We start from the raw sequence: 17,888 nt of genomic DNA on the forward strand, positions 1-17,888 counted from the left end.
CCTCGCGAACCTCGCAGGCGCAGGACCAGGAGGCACCGAAGATGGGGACGTTCAAGAGACCCTCGGACGACGAGCTGCGGGACCGGCTGTCGCCGGAGCAGTTCCGGGTGACACAGCGCGACGGCACGGAGCCGCCGTTCCGCAACGCGTACTGGGACGAGCACCGGGCGGGGATCTACGTGGACGTCGTCTCGGGCGAGCCGCTCTTCAGCTCGCTCGACAAGTTCGACTCCGGCACGGGCTGGCCGAGCTTCACGCGGCCGATCGAGCCCGCCGGCGTGGACACCCGCACCGACAGGAGCCTCGTCTTCGCTCGGACGGAGGTCCGCTCCCGGCTCGCCGGCTCGCACCTGGGCCACGTCTTCGAGGACGGCCCTCCGCCCACGGGGCTCCGCTACTGCATCAACTCGGCGGCGCTGCGCTTCGTCCCGGTCGAGCGGCTGGCCGAGGAGGGCTACGGGAGGTTCCTGCCGGTGTTCGAGGCGAGCGGGGAGCGGTCGGCCTCACGCGCCGGAGGGACGAGCCCGTGAAGCTCTTCCTGCTCCTCGGCATCGCCGTCGTGGTGTTCGCCGCGGCCCAGCTCGTGAGCTCCCCCGCGCGCGCCGGACGCGCCGCAGGTGACGGCCAGATCGGCAACCCGAGCGTGGGGACGCGCCCGGGGAACGTGGGGCGCGGAACGCCGCTCGTGGCGAGCGGGAAGAACCAGCTCGCCATCTTCGCTCAGGGTTGCTTCTGGGGCGTCGAGGAGCGCCTCCGCAAGGTGCCGGGGGTGGTGGCGACGGCGGTCGGCTACACGGGCGGGAAGACCCAGCACCCCACCTACGAGGACGTGTCCTCGCACCGGACCGGGCACGCCGAGGCGGTCCTCGTCGAGTTCGATCCGAGCCGGGTCGGCTACGGCGAGCTGCTGGCGTTCTTCTGGAAGACCCACGACCCGACGAGCGGCGACCGGCAGGGGCCGGATCGCGGCAGCCAGTACCGCTCCGCGATCTTCACCTTCGGCCCGGAGCAGCAGGCCGCCGCCCTCGCCTCGCGCGCCGAGGAGCAGCGGCGCCTCGCCGACCCGATCACCACGGAGATCGCTCCGGCGGGCCAGTTCTGGATCGCGGAGGACTACCACCAGCAGTGGGACGAGAAGCACGGCGCCCTCTCCTGCCCCGTGCCGCACCGGGCGAGGGCGAAGTAGCGCGCGCCGGAGGCCGCGCCGCGCGTCGCGCGTCGGCGGCGCCCCGGCGCGAGCGTCCTCACACGCCCGCGAACCACTCGTACCCCTGGTCCTCCCAGTAGCCCCCGGTCTTCACCGGCAGGAAGCTCACCTCCGTGAGGTACTTCACCATCTTGTAGCCGAGCTTCACGGCCGAGTAGAGGCGCAAGGGGGCGCCGTACTCGAGGCGCAGGGGCGCGCCGTTCATCCCGTAGGCGAGGATCGTCTGCGGGTGGAGCGCGCTCTCGAGGTCCCAGGACGACCAGTACCCGGAGTCGAACGAGCGGAACTCGACGTAGCGCGCCCGCGGGTCGACGCCGGCGAGCCGCGCGACCTCGGCGAGCCTCACGCCGTCCCATGACGCGACCGCGGACCACCCCTCGACGCAGTGGTGGCGCACGCGCGTGCGCGTCGCGGGGAGGCGCCGCAGCTCCGCGAGCGTCAGCGTCAGGGGCCGCGCGACGAGGCCCCGCACCGCGAGCGCCCAGCCGGCTGGCGCGACGGGGAACCGCCGGGAGATCTTGTACGCCGGGAAGGCGCCCGGTGGGCTCTCGTCCTCCTCGGGGAGCTCGGGGGCGAGCCGCCGGGGATCGAACAGCGCGCGCTGGAGCCGCTCGTTCGCCCGCTCCATCAGCCCGAGGAACCCGGCGTGGGGGCGGGCGCCATCGCACGCCAGCCCGCCGAGCGCGAGCGTTCCGGCGGCCCGCAAGCCGGTCGCGAGGAAGCGGCGCCGGGACGAGGTCATCGGGGCTCCTCGGGACCTGCGCCCCTGCCCACGGTCATGCCCGCGAGCGTCCGCGGATGCAGCAGCACCTGCACGACGTGGACGACCGTGAAGAGCGCGAGCGCCGCGAGCACGAGCAGGTGGATGGCGCGGGCGGCGTCGTAGCCGCCGAGGAGCGCGGTGAGGCGCGGCAGCTGCACCGGCTTGTACATGGCGAGCCCCGACAGGACGAGGAGCGGGGCCGTCGCGAGGACCCCCGTGTACGTGAGCCGCTGCATCCCGTTGTAGAGGCCGACCGGCGGCGGAGCCTCCTTGCGGAGGCGGAGGTCGTGCAGGAGGGTGCCCCAGGCGTTGCGGGCGTCCCTCCGCGGGAAGAACAGCCTCCGCCGCCATTCGCCGCTCGCGAGCAGGTAGGCCGCGTAGGCGAGCGCGTTCGCCACGAACAGCCAGGCGAAGGCGAAGTGCCAGTGGCGTGCGCCGGCGAGCCAGCCGCCGATCGTCAGGGCCTCGGGCGGCGCCGCGCCCTGCAAGGGATACCAGCCGTACTCGCCGGCCCGCGGCCCCAGGGAGGGATAGGCGGCCAGGATCCGGAGCCCGCTCCCCGCCATGACCGTGAAGAGGACGAGGTTCACCCAGTGGGTGGCCCGGATGAGCCAGGGCTGTGCAGGACGAGCCATTCCGGACTCAGTACGCGCGAGGCGGGGAGGCGTTACGCGGGGAGCTCCCGGCCGGCGCTGGCCCCAGCCGCTCGAGCAGGCGATCGCCGGCGTCGCGGAGCGCGTTCACGACGCCGCCTGGGGCGCGGGCTTCACGAGGCCCGAGCGGCTCGGCGACCTGGCGCGGGCCGCGCGCAGGGCCTCACCGCACGTGTAGACCGAGGCGCCGAGCAAGACCACGTCCTTCACGAGGAAGCCGAACGCGGGCCCCTGCGGCGAGAGGCCGCCGGGCGTGGTGAAGAGGAACGAGAGCGTCGTCGTGAAGATGCCGATCGCGATGGCGCTGCCGATCGCCGACGCCAGGGGCGAGAAGCGCCGCGACGCCATGAGGGCTCCCGTCGCGATCTCGGTGCAGCCGACGAGGTTCGAGACCCCCTGCACGCTCAGGATGCCGTACAGCCAGCCCATGAACGGGCTGTTCGCGACGAGCGGCTGGATGGCCTTCGCCTCGAACTCCGCGAACTTCAGGCCGCCGATGACGACGAGCAGGAACACGACTCCGTAGCGCAGGATGGCGGTGCCCGCCGTCTCGATCTTCGCGATGCGCCGCTCGACGTCCGCTGGGCTTCGCTTCTCCATCTCTTCCTCCGAGGGGTTCGTGACCGCGGGCGCCGCGCCCGGGACACGCCGAGGTGTGGCAGGCGCCACGCACCGTTACGGCCGCCGTCGCGCGAGCGTGACGCCCGCCGCGCCCGGGCCCACCCGAGGCGGGCCGGTGTCGCGGCGCGTGGGGGGCCCCCCGCCCCGCCACTCCCTCGGCCGCGGTCGAGGCCGCGCTGCCGTCACCCGGCTCGTCCATGGCTGGCGAGCACGGCCGCGACCCTGCGGCGCAGCTCCCTCGGATCGCCCTTCGGGACGTAGCCGTCGATCGAGAGGCGCCGTGCCGCGGCCCGGAGCGCCTCCTCGTCGTTCGACGAGTGGAGGAGGATGCGCGCGCGGCGGGTCGGGTCGCGGCCGCGGAGCACCGCGACGAGCCCCTCGCCGGACAGCCCCGGCATGTTCACGTCCACGAGCACCAGGTCCGGGTCGCGCACCATCACCTGCTGGGTGGCCCCGAAGGCGCCCGTGTGGACGAAGACCTCGTACCCCTCCGCCTCGAGCAGCTCCTTCGTGCAGACGAGGTGCGTCGGGTCGTCGTCGACGACCAGGATCCTGGCACGCTTCATGGCTCGCTCCCGGGGGGTGCGGCGGGGAGATGGACGGTGAAGGTGCTGCCCTCGCCGCGCCGGCTCGCCACCTCGACCCGCCCGCCGAGCAGCTCGGTGAGCGAGCGGGTGATGACGAGCCCGAGCCCGGGGCCCTCGTGCGACTTCGTGACGGCCTCCTCCAGCTGCCCGAACGGAACGAAGAGCCGCGGGAGGTCGTCCTCGGCGATGCCGCAGCCGGTGTCGCGCACCGACACGGCGGCGCCGCCCTCCCCCTCCGCCACCGCCGTCACGCGGATCGCGCCTCGCGCGGTGAACTTCGCGGCGTTCGAGACGAGGTTCACCAGGATCTGGCGGACCTTCTGGGCGTCCGAGGTGATGCTCGGCGCTCCCGGGAGCTCGACCTCCACCGCGACGGGCTTCTCACCCACGAGCAGCCGCGCGGTGGCCGCGACCTCCGCGACGAGCTCGGCGAGGTTCACCGGCCCGACGGTCACGTCCATCCGCCCCGCCTCCGCCTTCGAGAGATCGAGGATGTTGTTGACGGTGCCGCGGAGGGTGGCCGCGGCGCGGAGCAGCATCGGAAGCCTCGCGCGGACGTGCTCGAGGTCACCCCGCTCGCAGGCCATCCGGACCAGCTCGGCGAGCGCGACGATGGCGTTCACGGGCGAGCGGAGCTCATGGGTCGCGTGCGCGAGGAACTGCGCCCTGAGCCGGTCGACCTTCTCGAGATCGCTGGCGCGCGCCAGCGCCGCCTCGCGCTCCAGCGCGGTGCGCTCGAGGGCGGCGCCCTGCTCCCGGACGAGCTCCCGGACGGACGAGAACCCGAGGTAGCGGCCCTGCCCGTCGACGACGATCACCTCGTCGTACACCGCGGACGCGTCCCGCTCGAGCGCGCGCTCGACCGCCGTCGCGAGCGGGACGTCGTGCAGCAGCACCAGCGGCGCCAGGTCGGCGATGCGGGTCACCGGCTTCTTCGCGTACAGCTCCCGGCCGAAGTTGCGGGCAAGCTTCACGAGGAGCCGCCCGCGGGTGAGCAGCCCGACGGGGCGCTCCTCGTCGACGAGGGCGACGGCCTCGAGCTCCGGGCTGGCGAAGAAGCGCTGCGCGACCAGCTCCACGCATGTATCCGGGGCGACCCAGGCGTCTCCCGTGAGCAAGCGCCCCAGGGTCGACGTACGCTCACCGTCGTCGCGCCGGGGCGCGTCCCCGTCTCCGTCTTCGCGAGGACGGACCGGGCGCGCGAACGGGCCGTCCAGCGGATTGCACGAGGAGAGGGTCACGCGCGCACCACCGTCTCGCACTCGACCCCGCCGGCCTGCGGGGGCTCGATGCGCGTGCCGCGCCGGACGATCAGCCGCGTCCCGCGCCAGGCCACGTCGCGGCGGAGGAGTCCCCAGATCCAGGCGGCGCCGATGACGAGGTCCTTCGCCGGCACCAGCGCCAGCTGGCGGACGCCGAAGCCGCACGGCCTGAGCGCCCGCGCCGAGGCCCCGTCGAGCGCGGCCTTCGCGGCGCAGGTCGTGACGAGGAGCCCGAGCGACGACAGCGTCGGCTGGACGACCGTGCCCGCCGAGGCGAGCAGGACGGGGTTGAGGAGCGCCTGCGCCGAATACACGAGCGGCCCGACCGCCTGCCGCTGGAGCACGCTCCACCGGGCGTAGCGCGCCGCGAACTCGCGGACGGTGCGGCGCTCGCTCACGTTGTGGATCGGCCGGGGGCCGACCGCGACGCGCTTGCCGAGCGCGCGGCGCACGAGCAGCCCCATCACGTAGTCCTCCGCGAGGACGTCCTTCACCGCCTCGAAGCCGCCGAGCGCCTCCAGATCGCGCCTCCGGAGCGCCATCGACTTGCCCACCACGATGTCGCGCCCGACGAGCCGCTTCGCGGCGACGACGCCTGGGGCCACGGAGCCGGCGAGGTGAAGGTGGTCGAGGAGGGACCCGACCCGCGCCTCTCCCACGCCCGCGATGGGATGCGTCACGAGGCCGACGGCGTCGTCCTCCAGCAGCGCCGCGATCCCGGCGAGATACCCGCGGTCGACCCGGACGTTCGAGTCGGAGACCACGAGCACGTCGTGCCGCGCGGCGGCCGCCAGGGTGACGAGCTGGTTCACCTTCGGATTCATGCCGGGCTCGCCGCGCTGGAACACGATCCGGAAGCGCCCCGGGAACCGTCGCACCGCCTCGCGCGCGACGGGCAGGGCGCGATCGCCGGCGCAGCGCAGGCCGAGCAGCACCTCGTACTCGGGGTACTCGAGCGCCGCGAACGAGGCCAGGTTCGCGGCGAGGCCGTCGTCGAGGCCGCAGAGCGGCTTCAGGATGGACATCGGAGGGGTGCGGCGCGGCGTCGGGGCCGGCCCCCGCACGTGCCGCCGGAGCGCGGCGCACTGCACGGTCAGAAAGACGAGTCCCACCGCCGCGGCCGCGAAGAGCACGACGCTCGGATCGATCGGCAAAGAGGTCTCCCTTGTCGCGCGCCGCAACCGGCGACGCGGAGGCATCCTGGCGCGCCGCCGTGGCTCCGCTGCGTCGGGCCGGTGACGGTTTGGTCTCTCGACGATCAGGCGGCGGCGGGGAGCGGGCGGACGGCCGGCGCGGCGCGCCCCGCGAGCCCGAGGCGTTGCTCCGTGACGATCCGGCCATCCTCGTACGACAGTGGTGGTGCAGCATGAGGGCGACGAGCGTCCCCGGCGGCGCGGCCTCCACCGCGGAATCGACCGCGGCGAGGTCGTCCACCGAGAGCTCGCCATGAGCGGAGAGGAGCGATCGGTTGTGCGGCGCGGTGGAGTCGATCCGCACCACGTGCAGCCCGGGCCGCGTCTCGACGGCGACCCGCGCGCTCGGCATGAGGTGCCTGCCGGCGTCGTCACCCAGCCGATCGTGTTTCCCGGGGACGACCACGACGCGGTCGCGAAGCGTCGCGAACATCGCCTCGAAGCTCTGGAGCTCGCGGCGCCGGCCGCGGTGGGTCACGTCGCCGGTCACGAGGACCACGTCCACGCCGGCCTCGTCGAGGGCGCACGCGATCCGCGCCACGCTCGCGTCGGTGTGCGGGTCCCTGCCGAGGTGCAGATCGGAGATGTGCGCCAGGGTTCGTTCCACCGCTCCTCCTCGCGTGGCACCTCATCAGGCGCTCGTGACGGGGCGGGGGCGGCTTCATCGCGGCCGGGTGAACTCGCGCGCCTCGAGCGGGTTCACCGGGCCCTCACAGCGCGTCCTCCCCCCGCTCGCCGGTGCGCACGCGCACGGCGTCGTCCAGGGGCTCCACGAAGATCTTCCCGTCGCCGATCCTGCCGGTGCGCAGCCACGACTCGAGGTCCGCGACCACGCGGTCGACGAGCGGGTCGGGCAGCACGATCTCGAGCTTCAGCTTCGGGATGAGGTCGATCACGTACTCGGCGCCGCGGTAGAGCTCGGCGTGCCCCTTCTGACGGCCGGCGCCCCTCACCTCCGAGACGGTCATCGCCGAGATCCAGGGGTGCGACAGCAGCCGCCTCACGTCCTCCAGCTTCGACGGCCGGATGATGGCCTCGATCCTCTTCATGGGTCTCCCGCTATCCTGTCGGTGCGATGCCTCGACGTGCGATGCACCGATCGTGCAAGCACCGCACGTGAGATTCGCGGCGGGCTTCCGACGGGGCCGCGCTCCCCTCGCGCGGGGACGCCGACGATCCGGGCAGCCCACTGCTCCGGGAACCGGCAGCGCGCGCGTAGCGCGGAGACGCCGCCGATCCGGGCAGCCCACTGCTTCGGGAATCGGCAGCGCGCGCCTCGCCTGGAGTCACGAGGCCGCATCAGGGGCGCTTTGCGCGGCTTTTCCCGCACGGTCGCGCCGGCACGCTGGCTGCAATCCCCGCCTCCGACCCTTTCGCGAGACCGCAGCTCGCGGTGCCGCCACTCGGAGACGCCCCACGATGAACACACGTCGCGCATCGACCGTCCTCGGAGGGCTCGCCGCCACGGCGGCAGCGCTCCTCCTCGCCCCCGCCGTGCTCGCGAGCGAGCCTCAGGCCGCTGCGGCGGCGCCCGCCTTCACGCAGGAGCTGGCGGACGCCATCGCCAACCAGAAGATCGCGATCGACACGCTGTGGGTGATGATCGCCGCGTTCCTCGTGTTCTTCATGAACCTCGGCTTCGCGCTCGTGGAGTCCGGCTTCTGCCGCGCGAAGAACACGGTGAACATCCTGTTCAAGAACTTCGTGGTGTTCGCCGTCTCCTCCATCGCCTTCCTCGTCATCGGCTTCGGCCTGGAGTTCGGCGACGGCAACCCGCTGTTCGGGACGAGCGGCCTCTTCTTCGCCTCGGGCGTCGACAACAGCCCGGCCATGGGCGACGCCTACCAGGGCGTCTACTCCGCGCTGAGCTGGACCGGCGTGCCGCTGTGGGCGAAGTTCTTCTTCCAGCTCGTCTTCGCCGGCACGGCCGCGACGATCGTGTCCGGCGCCGTCGCCGAGCGGATCAAGTTCAAGTCCTTCCTGCTCTTCACCGTGTTCCTGGTCGGCGTGGTCTACCCGATCGCCGGCCACCTGATCTGGGGCGGCGGCTGGCTCGCCACCCAGGGCTTCCTCGACTTCGCCGGCTCGACGGTGGTGCACTCCGTCGGCGGCTGGGCGGCGCTGGCCGGCATCATCGTGCTCGGGCCGCGGCTCGGGAAGTACGGGAAGGGCGGCAAGGTCAACGTCATCCCGGGTCACAACATGACGTCCGCCGCCATCGGCGTCTTCGTCCTGTGGTTCGGCTGGTTCGGGTTCAACCCCGGCTCGACCATGGCGGCCGACGCGGCCTCCATCGCCCACATCGCGGTCACCACCAACACGGCGGCGGCGGCCGGGACCCTCTCGGCCATGCTCACCGCCTGGATGCTGTTCAAGAAGCCCGACCTCGGCCTCACGCTGAACGGCTGCCTCGCCGGCCTGGTCGCGATCACCGCCCCCTGCGCCTTCGTGAGCGTGGCGAGCTCCGTCATCATCGGCCTCGTCTCCGGCGTCATCGTCGTCGCCGCGGTCGTGTTCTTCGACAGGATCCGGATCGACGATCCCGTCGGCGCCACCGCGGTGCACCTCGCGAACGGCGTCTTCGGCACCATCGCCGTGGGCCTCTTCGCGGATCCCACCGTGGCCCCGTCGGCCGCGGTGGCGAAGCCGGGCCTCCTGCTCGGCGGCGGGATGGCGCAGCTCGGCCCGCAGCTCATCGGCGTCGCGCTCGTGGGCGGCACGGTGTTCGCGCTCTCGCTCGGCTTCTGGTACGTGACGAAGCTCGTCTCCGGCGGAATCCGCGTCACGGCGGACGAGGAGATCGAGGGGCTCGACACGGGCGAGCACGGCAACTCCGCCTACCCCGAGTTCCAGGTGCGCTCCGGCGGCGTGTTCGCCGGCAGCGGCGGCACCGCGGGCCACGCGCTCGAGCCGGTGACGGTGCCCGCGAAGGTCGGTCCGACCAGCTAGGACCGCACCCATCGGACCGACCCCGGGGGGCCCGCCGAGCGCCGGCAGGCCCCCCGGTTCGCGTTTCGACCCGCCACTCGTGGTGCGCGAAGGCGTCGCCGCCGCGACAATCCAGATCGAGCGCGCCGCTCACCGCGAGCGCGCCCTCACTGGGGGCGACATGATCGAACGCGTCGACATCCGCGAGCACGTCCGGCTCGACGACTACGCCCGCTTCCTCCACCTCGCCGAGCCCGTGCGCGAGCTGCGCTCGGAGGCGGCGCTGTGCGTCCCGAGGCTCGCCGGGCGGACGGTCTGGATGCTCAGCTCGACGCGCTCGGGCGGTGGCGTCGCGGAGATGATGCCCCGCCTCGTCTCGATCCTGAGAGAGCTGGGGGTCGCCACCGAGTGGGTGGTGATGCGGCCGGAGCGTCCGGAGTTCTTCGCGCTGACGAAGCGCCTTCACGGCCTGCTCCACGGCGAGGGGGACCCGCGCCTCGGGCCGTCGGACCGGGCCCTCTACGAGCGCGTGAGCGAGGAGTGCGCGAGCGCCCTGCACCCGCTCCTCGCGCCCGGCGATCTCCTGGTGGTCCACGATCCCCAGCCCCTCGGCGCGGGGGCCCGGCTGCAGGCCTCGCTGGGGCTGCAGGCGATCTGGCGCTGCCACATCGGGCTCGAGGTGGATTCGCCCGTCACCCGCGCCGGCTGGTCGTTCCTGCAGCCGTACGCGGAGGCCTACGACCACGCGAGCTTCTCGGCGCCCGAGTACATCCGCGACTTCCTCGCCGGGCGCGCGTCCGTGATGCGCCCCACCATCGATCCGCTCGGTCACAAGAACCGCGAGCTGACCCCGCACAAGCTGGTGGGCATCCTGTGCAACTCCGGCCTGGTCGCGCACGGCCATCCGGTGCTGACCCCGCCGTTCGCCGACCCGGCGCTCCGGCTCCGGCCCGACGGCACGTTCGCGCCGGCGGATCGGCCGGCGGACGTCGGCCTGCTGTTCCGTCCCGTGGTGACCCAGGTCTCGCGGTGGGATCGGCTGAAGGGCTTCCGGCAGCTGCTCGAAGGGTTCCTCGCCCTCAAGCGGCGCGTCGACGACGGCGCCCAGCCGCCGAGACACCGGCGCCGGCTGGAGATCGTCCGGCTCGTGCTCGCCGGGCCGGATCCCTACGGGATCCAGGACGACCCCGAGGCGCGCGACGTGCTCGCCGAGCTGACCGCCGCGTACGTCCGCCTCGAGCCGCGAGCGCAGGCGGACGTGGCCATCCTCACGCTGCCCATGTCCTCGCTCAAGGAGAACGCGCTCATGGTGAACGCCCTCCAGCGCTGCTCCACCATCGTGGTGCAGAGCTCCCTGCGCGAGGGCTTCGGGCTCACCGCGACCGAGGCGATGTGGAAGGGCGTCCCGGTGCTCGGCACGCACGCGTGGGGGCTGCGCCAGCAGATCCGCGACGGCCTCGACGGCCGGCTCGTCGCCGATCCGGAGGACCCCGGGGCGCTCGCCCAGGCGCTCGACGAGATGCTCGCGGACCCGAGGCAGCGGTCCGTCTGGGGCCAGAACGGGCAGCGGCGGGTCCACGAGGAGTTCCTGGTGTTCAGGCAGGTGCGCGAGTGGCTGCGGTTGCTCGGCGCGCGCGAGGGTCGAGCGGGAGCGGCCTCGCCGCGGAGCGCGTAGCCTCGCCCTCATGGAAAAGAGGGACGGCCGGCTCCCGCCTACGGGGAGCCGGCCGTTCGAGCTCGAGAGCGCGGGTCAGCGCGATGCGGTCTTCGGCTGAGCCTTCACCACCTCGAGCTCGAGCGCGATGGAGACGTCGTCGCCGACGGCGGGGCCGGCCTCGACCAGCTTGTTCCAGGTGAGGCCGAAGTCCTTTCGGCTGATCCGCGTCGTCGCCGAGAAGCCGCGGCGCGTCTCGCCGTTCATGCCCTTCACCTCGGGCGTCGTGACGACGTCGAGCACCACCGGCCTGGTCACGCCGCGCAGCGTGAGGTCGCCCGTCACCTTCAGCTTGTCCTTGCCGGCCTTCGCGACCTTGGTGGACTTGAAGGTCATCGAGGGGTACTTCGCCGCGTCGAAGAAGTCGGCCGACTTCAGGTGGGCGTCGCGGTCGGCGACCTTCGTGTCGACGCTGTTCACGTCGACGGTGGCCTCCACCTGCGACCTCGTCACGTCCGCCTCGTCGAGGACGAGCTTGCCTTCGTACTTCGTGAACTCGCCGCGGACGTTGGAGATGACGAGGTGCTTCACCGCGAACCCGACCTGCGAGTGGGTGGGGTCCACGCTCCAGCTGGACGGAGCGGCGAGCGCGAGCGCGGGGACGAGCGACAGCAGAGACACCATGAGCTTCTTCATCGGGCTTCTTCCTTTCCGAGTAGAGGGGTACGGCCGAGGGATCACGCGGCGACGGGAGCGGCGGCCGCCCGCTTCACGGCCTCGAGCTCGATGGAGATCTCCACCTTCTCGCCGACGAGCACGCCCCCGGTCTCGAGCGCGGCGTTCCAGACGAGTCCGAACTCGCGCCGGTCGAGGGAGGCCTTCGCCGCGAAGCCCGCGCGCTGGTTGCCCCACGGGTCCTTGCCGGTGCCGGCGAACTCCGCGTCGAGGACCACCTCCCGCGTGACGCCGTGCAGCTCCAGGTCGCCGACGACGCGGTACCGGTCGCCCGCCTTCTCGATCCGCTTCGAGCGGAAGGTCAGCTCCGGGTACCTCGCGACGTCGAGGAAGTCGGCGGACTTGAGGTGGGCGTCGCGATCCGCCACCTGGGTGTCGATGGACGCGGCCTCGATACGGACGTCGACGGAGGAGCGGGTGAGGTCCTGCTCGTCGAGCTGGAGGGCGCCGGACCACCTCGCGAACCGGCCGTGCACCTTGGAGATGACCATGTGCCGGACGTGGAAGTGGACGGCGGAGTGGCTGACGTCGATGTCCCAGGGGTTCGTCATTTCTTCGTGCTCCTCGTGGTGGGGCGCTTCGCGCTCGTGACGGGAGCAAACTTGTCCCCGTTCCCGTGTTAGAGCAATGCTCGCTCTTGCACATCACCGTTCCACGGAGGGAACGATGGACCTGAACCTCCTCACCCTCTTCGAGGCCGTGGCGCGCACCTCCAGCTTCTCCGCCGCCGCGAAGGAGCTCGGCATCCCGAAGTCGTCGGCGAGCCGCGGCGTCGCGCGGCTGGAGGGCGAGCTCGGCGCCCAGCTCCTCTTCCGCACCACGCGCCAGGTCTCCCTGACGGCGACGGGCACGGCGCTCTACGACCGCGTCACGCCGCTGCTCCGCTCGGTGAAGGCCGCCCTCGGCGAGCTGCCGGAGCGCGAGGAGGCGCCGTCGGGGACGCTCAAGCTCACCGCGCCGGTCGACCTCGGCGTCCTGTTCCTGGCGGAGGTGCTGACGCGCTACACGGCGCGGTATCCGGCGGTGTCCGTGGACCTGCACCTCACCGGCCGGGTGGTGGACCTCGTGGCCGAGGGCTTCGACGTCGCGCTCCGCGCCGCCTCGAAGCTCGAGGACTCGTCGCTCATCGTGCGCCGGGCGGCCGCCGTCGTGTTCCAGCTCTACGCCTCGCCTCTCTACCTCTCCCGCCGTGGCACGCCGCGCACCGAGGACGAGCTCGACGCGCACGACTGGATCGTGTTCCGCGGTGGGCCTCAGAAGCTGCGGATCACCGGCCCCCGGCCCGTCCCGGCGCACCCGCCGCGCATCGTCTGCGACGACCTCCTCTTCGTCCGCGACGCCGTCCGGTCGGGCGCCGGGATCGGGCTGCTCCCGACCTTCGTGGCAGAGCCCGACGTCCTGGCGGGCACGCTCGTGCGGATCGTGCCCCGCTTCGAGCGGTCGGCCGGGAGCATGTACATCGTCACGCCCTCCGCGAAGCACGTCCCGCGCAAGGTGACCGCGTTCCGGGATCTCGTCCTGGAGATGCTGAAGACCCGGACCGGCGCGGGGGCGCCCGTCTGAGAAGGCCTGGCGCCCGCGAGGGAATTCGACTGCGCCTCCCGAAAATCCGAGGTGCGTCACCAGGGGAACCGCCGCACATCCGCGGGGCGCCGCTCACCGAGCGGCGCCTTTCAATACAGACGCTTCCGGGTCAACGGGTCCAGCTAAACCCTGGGTCCGCCTAGATCCGCCTGAGTCGTGGTCCCGTCAGGTCGACGTCGGGAGCGGGTCGCGGCAGGCCTGGTGTCCCGCGTGCACAAGCGCCCTCGCGCTGCACGCGGGATGAACCCGCACCGGGCTTTCCGAGCCCGTCCTCGCCGGGGCAGTCGACCCCGGAGAAGGGAACACGATGTACCGGATCAGGAACCTCGCGCTGGTCGCGACCCTCGCGGCCGCTCCGCTCTCCGCGAGCGCGTTCTCCTCGTACCTCTCGACGTTCAACTCGAAGTACGGGACCAGCGGCACGGCCCTCGACAGCTGCTCGGCCTGTCACGGCAGCGGCGGCACGGGCACCTTCAATCCCTACGGCTCCGAGCTGCGCGCCAACATCGGGTCGGGGATCTCGACCGCGCTCACGCTCGCCGAGCCCAAGGACTCGGACGGCGACGGGTTCACGAACCTCGCCGAGATCACGGCGCGCACCCTACCCGGCGACGCGTCGAGCCGCCCGGTCGCGGCCGCGCCGAAGATCGCGGTCGCCCCGGCGTCGCTCGCCTTCGGCACCGTGACCGTCGGGAGCTCCGGGTCGCAGACGGCGACCGTCTCGAACCCCGGGAACGCCGATCTCGCGGTCTCGGCGGTGTCGCGCTGCAACGGGACCTCCGCGGAGTTCACGGCCTCCCCCGCCGGCCCGTTCACGGTCGCGCCCGGCGGCACCCAGACGCTCACCGTCACGTACGCGCCGACCGACGCGACGGCGGACCTCGGTTGCATCCAGATCGCGAATGACGACGCGACGGCGGCGTCGTTCCAGCTCGCCGTCAGCGGCTCGGGTCAGAGCCAGCCGAGCCCGCTGGTCGACGTGGACATCGCCCGCCTCTCCGTGGCGAAGCGTCTCGACGTCTCGCGCGGAGGCACGGCCGCGCCGAAGGTGGCGGTCGTGAACGCGGGGAGCGTCGCCGGGAGCGTCACCGTCCAGGTGGAAGGGTCCGTCACCGACGGCCAGGGCGTGACGGCGATCGTCTACACCGCGAGCCAGGACGTGCCGCTCGCGCCCGGCGCCACCGCGAAGGTGGCCTTCCCAGCATACGCGCCGGCGGCGCCGGAGGTCATCACCTGGACCGCCACGGTGACCGATCAGAACCCGGACGTCGACGCCACCACCGCGACCACCAAGGTCGTTCCGTAGCGGGCCCTCGCCCCTGACGCACGAGGAGGAGGGCCGCGTGGCCCTCCTCCTCTTTCGCGTTCGACGGGTTCGAACGGGGCCGGACCGGGGTCGCCTTGCCCCGCCTACGGGGCGAACACCCGCTCGAGACGCCGCCGCAGCTCGTCCCGCACACGCCGGAACGCGTCCAGCCTGGCGCTCTCGTCGCCCGGGACGCCGGCCGGATCGGGCAGCCCCCAGTGGACGCGCAGGGCACTGCCCAGGAACACCGGGCAGACCTCCTCGGCGCACAGCGTGACCACCACGTCCACGTCTCCGGCCGGGAGGTCGTTCACGCTCTTGGAGAGGTGGCCGCGGATGTCGATGCCGATCTCGGCGAGCGCCTTCACCGCGAGCGGGTTGAGGCGCGAGGGCTGAGAGCCCGCCGACGAGATCCGCACCGCCGCCGGCGCGAGCGCCCGGGCGATCCCCTCGGCCATCTGGCTCCGCGCCGAGTTCGCGACGCAGAGGAAGAGCACGTGCCCGGGCCGGGCCGCCCGGATCCGCTCGACGTCCTGCTCCCAGCCGGCGCTCACGGCGCCCCCCTGGCCGCAGGGCCCTCCACGGTGACCGCGCAGCTCGCCACCTTCCCGAGCTCGCCGGTCTCGCCGGGGAACCAGCGGTCGCGCAGCTTCAGGGCCACGTTCACGAGCCCGATGAGGACCGGCACCTCGACCAGGGGACCGATCACGGCGGCGAAGGCCGCCCCGTGGGACATGCCGAACGTCGCGACCGCCACCGCGATGGCGAGCTCGAAGTTGTTCGACGCGGCCGTGAAGGACAGCGTGGCGGTCTGCCCGTAGGTCGCGCCGACCTTCCGGCTCATCCAGAAGGAGACGAAGAACATGAGCAGGAAGTAGACGAGGAGCGGGATCGCGATCCGCACCACGTCGAGCGGCACCTGCACGATGGTCTCGCCCTTCAGGGAGAACATCACGACGATGGTGAAGAGGAGGGCGACGAGCGTGACGGGCGAGATCCGGGGGATGAACACCCTGCGGTACCAGTCCTCGCCCTTCCACGCCCGAAGCCCGAAGCGGCTCGCCATCCCGGCGAGGAACGGGATGCCCAGATAGACGAAGACGCTCCGGGCGATCTCGCCGATGGTGATGTGGACCTCGGCGCCCCGGAGGCCGAGCCACCCAGGCAGCACGGTGATGAAGATCCAGGCGTAGACGGAGAAGAAGAGCACCTGGAAGATGGAGTTGAAGGCGACGAGGCCGGCGCAGTACTCGGTGTCGCCCCTCGCGAGGTCGTTCCAGACGATGACCATCGCGATGCAGCGGGCGAGGCCGATCAGGATGAGCCCGACCATGTACTCGGGCCTGTCTCGCAGGAAGATCACGGCCAGCGCGAACATGAGCAGCGGCCCGACCACCCAGTTCTGCACGAGCGACAGCCCGAGCACCTTCCCGTCGCGAAAGATCCGCGGCAGCTCCTCGTACCGGACCTTGGCGAGCGGCGGGTACATCATGAGGATCAGGCCGATCGCGATGGGAATCGAGGTCGTGCCGACGCTCAGCCGGTCGAGCGCCGGGACGACCCCGGGCACGGCCCAGCCGAGCGCGATGCCCGCGCCCATGGCGAGGAAGATCCAGAGGGTCAGGTAGCGGTCGAGGAACGAGAGCCGGCGGGCGACGCCGGAGGGCGCAGCGAGGGTGACTGCGGGCTCGGACATGCGGGGCTCCTAGAGGCTTCCGACGAGCGCCTTCAGCCGCCGCAGCGCGCGAGGCTCGACGCAGTAGCACACGCGGGGGCCGTCGATCTCCCCGCGGATGAGTCCTGCGTCCTTGAGCACCTTCAGGTGCTGGGACACCGTGGACTGCGCCAGCGGCAGCTCGTCGACGATGTCGCCGCAGACGCACGCCTCCCGGCGCACGAGGAGCCGCACGATCTGGACGCGCGCGGGATGGCCGAGCGCCTTCGCGAGGAGGGCGAGCTCCTCGTCGGCCTCGGCGCCCTCGACCGGGCGAACGTCGGGAGCGTCGCGCGGAGCGGGCGCTGGGCCGCAGGGGTCTCGCTTCAAGGCCGTCGGCACGGTTCGTGGTTCTACGATGAGCGCGCGACCGCCGCAAGCCCTCCGCCCGCCATTCGCGCGGTTCGCGGCGCCTGCGACAACTCGGCGCATCAGGGACGGATTGCCGCCTCATCGTCATCATGCGATAGGTGGCGTCGCTCGAGGAGGGCGCGCATGACCAGATTCGCCAGGGCGGTTTCCATCGCGGGCGTGGCCGCGGCGGTCGCGATCGTGCTCGTCGCCAGGACCGCGGCGAGGACCGCGCCTGCGAGCGAGGCGGCGAGCGCCCCGTCCTCCACACCGGCCCTCCCGCGGCTGGTCGATCTCGGCGCGGGGAGGTGTGTCCCCTGCAAGGCGATGGCGCCCATCCTCGAAGAGCTGAAGGCCGAGTACGCCGGCCGAATGGACGTTCAGTTCATCGACGTGTGGCAGACGCCCGGCGCCGCCGCTCCCTACGCCATCCGCATGATCCCGACGCAGATCTTCTTCGGCCCCGATGGCAGGGAGCTCGCTCGACACGAGGGGTTCATGGCCAAAGCCGAGATCCTGGCGCAGTGGAAGGCGCTCGGCGTGAGCCTCTAGGCGGCGGACGTGCCGGAGCTCCTCGCGTCCTTCGGAACCGCCTTCACCGCCTCCGCCGGGTGGGCGCTCGCTGCCGCGTTCGCGTGGGGCATGCTCTCGGTCTTTCTCAGCCCCTGCCACCTGTCCGGCGTCCCGCTGGTGGTCGCGTACATGAACGGCGCGGGCGCGTTCCCGGACACCCGTCGAGCCGTCCAGCTGTCCGCGAGCTTCGCGGTGGGTTCCCTGGGGAGCATCGCGGCCCTGGGCGCCGCGACGGTGGCAGCAGGTCGGATGGCCGGCGACGTGGGGAGGGCGGGGAGCTTCGCGCTCGCCGCGGTCTTCTTCGCGCTCGGGCTGCACCTCCTGGGCGCGTTGCCGCTGCCCTCCGGGTCGATGCCGTCGATCTCGCGGCAGCGGGGCGTGACCGGCGCGCTGCTCCTCGGGCTCCTCTTCGGAGCGGCGCTCGGGCCCTGCACGTTCGCCTTCATGGCCCCGCTCCTCGGGATCGCGTTCGCGGCAGGCCGGGCGCGAGCGGGGTACGGCGCGCTGCTCGTCACGGTCTACGCGCTCGGCCACGCCGCGGCGATCGTGCTCGCCGGCGCCTCCGCCCAGCGCGTCCAGAGATGGCTGTCGTGGAAGGCCGGCGCACGCGCCACGGGCCTGCTGCGCGGCGCCGCCGGGACCGCCGTGATCCTGGGCGGCCTCTACTTCCTCTACACCGCACCGTGAGCGTGCTCGACCCGACGCCCTGGAGCCGACCTCGATGACCGTCCCGCCGAAACCAACGAGTTGCTGCGCC

The 17,888-nt window shown here is 72.5% G+C and carries 19 protein-coding genes and 2 pseudogenes; 8 read left to right on the plus strand and 13 right to left on the minus strand.

The features are described from left to right. Positions 1 to 74: 74 nt before the first annotated feature. A pseudogene (gene msrB / locus ANAE109_RS18625) lies at positions 75 to 530 on the plus strand (peptide-methionine (R)-S-oxide reductase MsrB); the annotation flags it as partial. Beyond that, the gene (gene msrA, locus ANAE109_RS18630) at positions 527 to 1,186 is read left to right on the plus strand and encodes a peptide-methionine (S)-S-oxide reductase MsrA (RefSeq protein ID WP_012098433.1); all 660 of its coding nucleotides are present in this window, start codon (positions 527 to 529) and stop codon (positions 1,184 to 1,186) included. The pseudogene msrB and the gene msrA, both read left to right, overlap by 4 nt. A 58-nt stretch (positions 1,187 to 1,244) precedes the next feature. On the opposite strand, the gene ANAE109_RS18635 is transcribed toward msrA, so the two are convergent. The 8 genes and pseudogenes from ANAE109_RS18635 to ANAE109_RS18665 form a co-directional block, all read right to left on the minus strand. After that, on the minus strand, positions 1,245 to 1,949 hold the full coding sequence (locus tag ANAE109_RS18635) for a molybdopterin-dependent oxidoreductase (protein ID WP_012098434.1): 705 nt from the start codon (positions 1,947 to 1,949) through the stop codon (positions 1,245 to 1,247). Continuing rightward, positions 1,946 to 2,605 (minus strand): cytochrome b/b6 domain-containing protein, encoded by a 660-nt coding sequence (locus tag ANAE109_RS18640; RefSeq protein WP_012098435.1) that lies wholly within the window; start codon positions 2,603 to 2,605, stop codon positions 1,946 to 1,948. The genes ANAE109_RS18635 and ANAE109_RS18640 overlap by 4 nt, the downstream gene beginning before the upstream one ends. Before the next feature lie 105 nt (positions 2,606 to 2,710). Next, entirely contained in the window at positions 2,711 to 3,223 is a 513-nt protein-coding gene (locus ANAE109_RS18645; RefSeq protein ID WP_012098436.1) for a DUF417 family protein, read from the minus strand. Between the two features lie 203 nt (positions 3,224 to 3,426). Further along, a complete protein-coding gene (locus tag ANAE109_RS18650; RefSeq protein WP_012098437.1) occupies positions 3,427 to 3,810 on the minus strand; it encodes a response regulator in 384 nt (127 codons plus the stop codon). Continuing rightward, the gene (locus ANAE109_RS18655; protein WP_234945179.1) at positions 3,807 to 4,910 is read right to left on the minus strand and encodes a HAMP domain-containing sensor histidine kinase; all 1,104 of its coding nucleotides are present in this window, start codon (positions 4,908 to 4,910) and stop codon (positions 3,807 to 3,809) included. The genes ANAE109_RS18650 and ANAE109_RS18655 overlap by 4 nt, the downstream gene beginning before the upstream one ends. Positions 4,911 to 5,068: 158 nt before the next feature. After that, positions 5,069 to 6,247, minus strand: coding sequence for a glycosyltransferase (locus ANAE109_RS18660; protein ID WP_012098439.1), 1,179 nt, complete (start codon positions 6,245 to 6,247; stop codon positions 5,069 to 5,071). Between the two features lie 220 nt (positions 6,248 to 6,467). Beyond that, a pseudogene (locus ANAE109_RS26205) lies at positions 6,468 to 6,893 on the minus strand (metallophosphoesterase); the annotation flags it as partial. Between the two features lie 103 nt (positions 6,894 to 6,996). Then, the gene (locus tag ANAE109_RS18665) at positions 6,997 to 7,335 is read right to left on the minus strand and encodes a P-II family nitrogen regulator (protein ID WP_012098440.1); all 339 of its coding nucleotides are present in this window, start codon (positions 7,333 to 7,335) and stop codon (positions 6,997 to 6,999) included. A 370-nt stretch (positions 7,336 to 7,705) separates the two neighbouring features. On the opposite strand from ANAE109_RS18665, the gene ANAE109_RS18670 reads away from it, so the two are divergent. Both ANAE109_RS18670 and ANAE109_RS18675 read left to right on the plus strand, forming a co-directional pair. Beyond that, on the plus strand, positions 7,706 to 9,235 hold the full coding sequence (locus ANAE109_RS18670; RefSeq protein WP_012098441.1) for an ammonium transporter: 1,530 nt from the start codon (positions 7,706 to 7,708) through the stop codon (positions 9,233 to 9,235). A 160-nt stretch (positions 9,236 to 9,395) separates the two neighbouring features. After that, complete coding sequence (locus ANAE109_RS18675) at positions 9,396 to 10,889, plus strand: glycosyltransferase (RefSeq protein ID WP_012098442.1); 1,494 nt, start codon at positions 9,396 to 9,398, stop codon at positions 10,887 to 10,889. Between the two features lie 75 nt (positions 10,890 to 10,964). On the opposite strand, the gene ANAE109_RS18680 is transcribed toward ANAE109_RS18675, so the two are convergent. Both ANAE109_RS18680 and ANAE109_RS18685 read right to left on the minus strand, forming a co-directional pair. Continuing rightward, the gene (locus tag ANAE109_RS18680) at positions 10,965 to 11,564 is read right to left on the minus strand and encodes a YceI family protein (protein WP_041449424.1); all 600 of its coding nucleotides are present in this window, start codon (positions 11,562 to 11,564) and stop codon (positions 10,965 to 10,967) included. A gap of 41 nt (positions 11,565 to 11,605) precedes the next feature. Beyond that, a complete protein-coding gene (locus ANAE109_RS18685) occupies positions 11,606 to 12,154 on the minus strand; it encodes a YceI family protein (RefSeq protein WP_012098444.1) in 549 nt (182 codons plus the stop codon). A gap of 115 nt (positions 12,155 to 12,269) precedes the next feature. Here ANAE109_RS18685 and ANAE109_RS18690 point away from each other — a divergent pair, with 115 nt between their 5' ends. Next, on the plus strand, positions 12,270 to 13,166 hold the full coding sequence (locus tag ANAE109_RS18690) for a LysR family transcriptional regulator (RefSeq protein ID WP_012098445.1): 897 nt from the start codon (positions 12,270 to 12,272) through the stop codon (positions 13,164 to 13,166). Positions 13,167 to 13,494: 328 nt separating this feature from the next. After that, positions 13,495 to 14,493 (plus strand): choice-of-anchor D domain-containing protein, encoded by a 999-nt coding sequence (locus tag ANAE109_RS23690; protein ID WP_012098446.1) that lies wholly within the window; start codon positions 13,495 to 13,497, stop codon positions 14,491 to 14,493. A gap of 104 nt (positions 14,494 to 14,597) precedes the next feature. On the opposite strand, the gene ANAE109_RS18700 is transcribed toward ANAE109_RS23690, so the two are convergent. The 3 genes from ANAE109_RS18700 to ANAE109_RS18710 are packed head-to-tail and all read right to left on the minus strand — an operon-like array spanning position 14,598 to position 16,549. Beyond that, positions 14,598 to 15,047: an arsenate reductase ArsC gene (locus ANAE109_RS18700; protein WP_012098447.1), complete on the minus strand. Its 450-nt coding sequence runs from the start codon at positions 15,045 to 15,047 to the stop codon at positions 14,598 to 14,600. Further along, positions 15,044 to 16,189, minus strand: coding sequence for an ACR3 family arsenite efflux transporter (gene arsB / locus ANAE109_RS18705; RefSeq protein ID WP_012098448.1), 1,146 nt, complete (start codon positions 16,187 to 16,189; stop codon positions 15,044 to 15,046). The genes ANAE109_RS18700 and arsB overlap by 4 nt, the downstream gene beginning before the upstream one ends. A 9-nt stretch (positions 16,190 to 16,198) precedes the next feature. Next, entirely contained in the window at positions 16,199 to 16,549 is a 351-nt protein-coding gene (locus tag ANAE109_RS18710; protein ID WP_041448501.1) for a helix-turn-helix transcriptional regulator, read from the minus strand. Positions 16,550 to 16,702: 153 nt separating this feature from the next. Here ANAE109_RS18710 and ANAE109_RS18715 point away from each other — a divergent pair, with 153 nt between their 5' ends. Together ANAE109_RS18715 and ANAE109_RS18720 are read left to right on the plus strand one after the other, a co-directional pair. Further along, positions 16,703 to 17,110, plus strand: coding sequence for a co-chaperone YbbN (locus ANAE109_RS18715; RefSeq protein WP_012098450.1), 408 nt, complete (start codon positions 16,703 to 16,705; stop codon positions 17,108 to 17,110). Between the two features lie 9 nt (positions 17,111 to 17,119). Then, the gene (locus ANAE109_RS18720; RefSeq protein WP_012098451.1) at positions 17,120 to 17,818 is read left to right on the plus strand and encodes a cytochrome c biogenesis protein CcdA; all 699 of its coding nucleotides are present in this window, start codon (positions 17,120 to 17,122) and stop codon (positions 17,816 to 17,818) included. Positions 17,819 to 17,888 lie beyond the last annotated feature (70 nt).

It is taken from the genome of Anaeromyxobacter sp. Fw109-5, from assembly GCF_000017505.1.
Taxonomy (GTDB): domain Bacteria; phylum Myxococcota; class Myxococcia; order Myxococcales; family Anaeromyxobacteraceae; genus Anaeromyxobacter.

Excerpts from the sequence above, each read along its gene's own strand:
- ANAE109_RS18635 (WP_012098434.1), bottom strand. The coding sequence starts at position 1,949 with ATGACCTCGTCCCGGCGCCGCTTCCTCGCGACCGGCTTGCGGGCCGCC.
- ANAE109_RS18640 (WP_012098435.1), bottom strand. The coding sequence starts at position 2,605 with ATGGCTCGTCCTGCACAGCCCTGGCTCATCCGGGCCACCCACTGGGTG.
- ANAE109_RS18645 (WP_012098436.1), bottom strand. The coding sequence starts at position 3,223 with ATGGAGAAGCGAAGCCCAGCGGACGTCGAGCGGCGCATCGCGAAGATC.
- ANAE109_RS18650 (WP_012098437.1), bottom strand. The coding sequence starts at position 3,810 with ATGAAGCGTGCCAGGATCCTGGTCGTCGACGACGACCCGACGCACCTC.
- ANAE109_RS18665 (WP_012098440.1), bottom strand. The coding sequence starts at position 7,335 with ATGAAGAGGATCGAGGCCATCATCCGGCCGTCGAAGCTGGAGGACGTG.
- ANAE109_RS18670 (WP_012098441.1), top strand. The coding sequence starts at position 7,706 with ATGAACACACGTCGCGCATCGACCGTCCTCGGAGGGCTCGCCGCCACG.
- ANAE109_RS18675 (WP_012098442.1), top strand. The coding sequence starts at position 9,396 with ATGATCGAACGCGTCGACATCCGCGAGCACGTCCGGCTCGACGACTAC.
- ANAE109_RS18680 (WP_041449424.1), bottom strand. The coding sequence starts at position 11,564 with ATGAAGAAGCTCATGGTGTCTCTGCTGTCGCTCGTCCCCGCGCTCGCG.
- ANAE109_RS18685 (WP_012098444.1), bottom strand. The coding sequence starts at position 12,154 with ATGACGAACCCCTGGGACATCGACGTCAGCCACTCCGCCGTCCACTTC.
- ANAE109_RS18690 (WP_012098445.1), top strand. The coding sequence starts at position 12,270 with ATGGACCTGAACCTCCTCACCCTCTTCGAGGCCGTGGCGCGCACCTCC.
- ANAE109_RS23690 (WP_012098446.1), top strand. The coding sequence starts at position 13,495 with ATGTACCGGATCAGGAACCTCGCGCTGGTCGCGACCCTCGCGGCCGCT.
- arsB (WP_012098448.1), bottom strand. The coding sequence starts at position 16,189 with ATGTCCGAGCCCGCAGTCACCCTCGCTGCGCCCTCCGGCGTCGCCCGC.
- ANAE109_RS18715 (WP_012098450.1), top strand. The coding sequence starts at position 16,703 with ATGACCAGATTCGCCAGGGCGGTTTCCATCGCGGGCGTGGCCGCGGCG.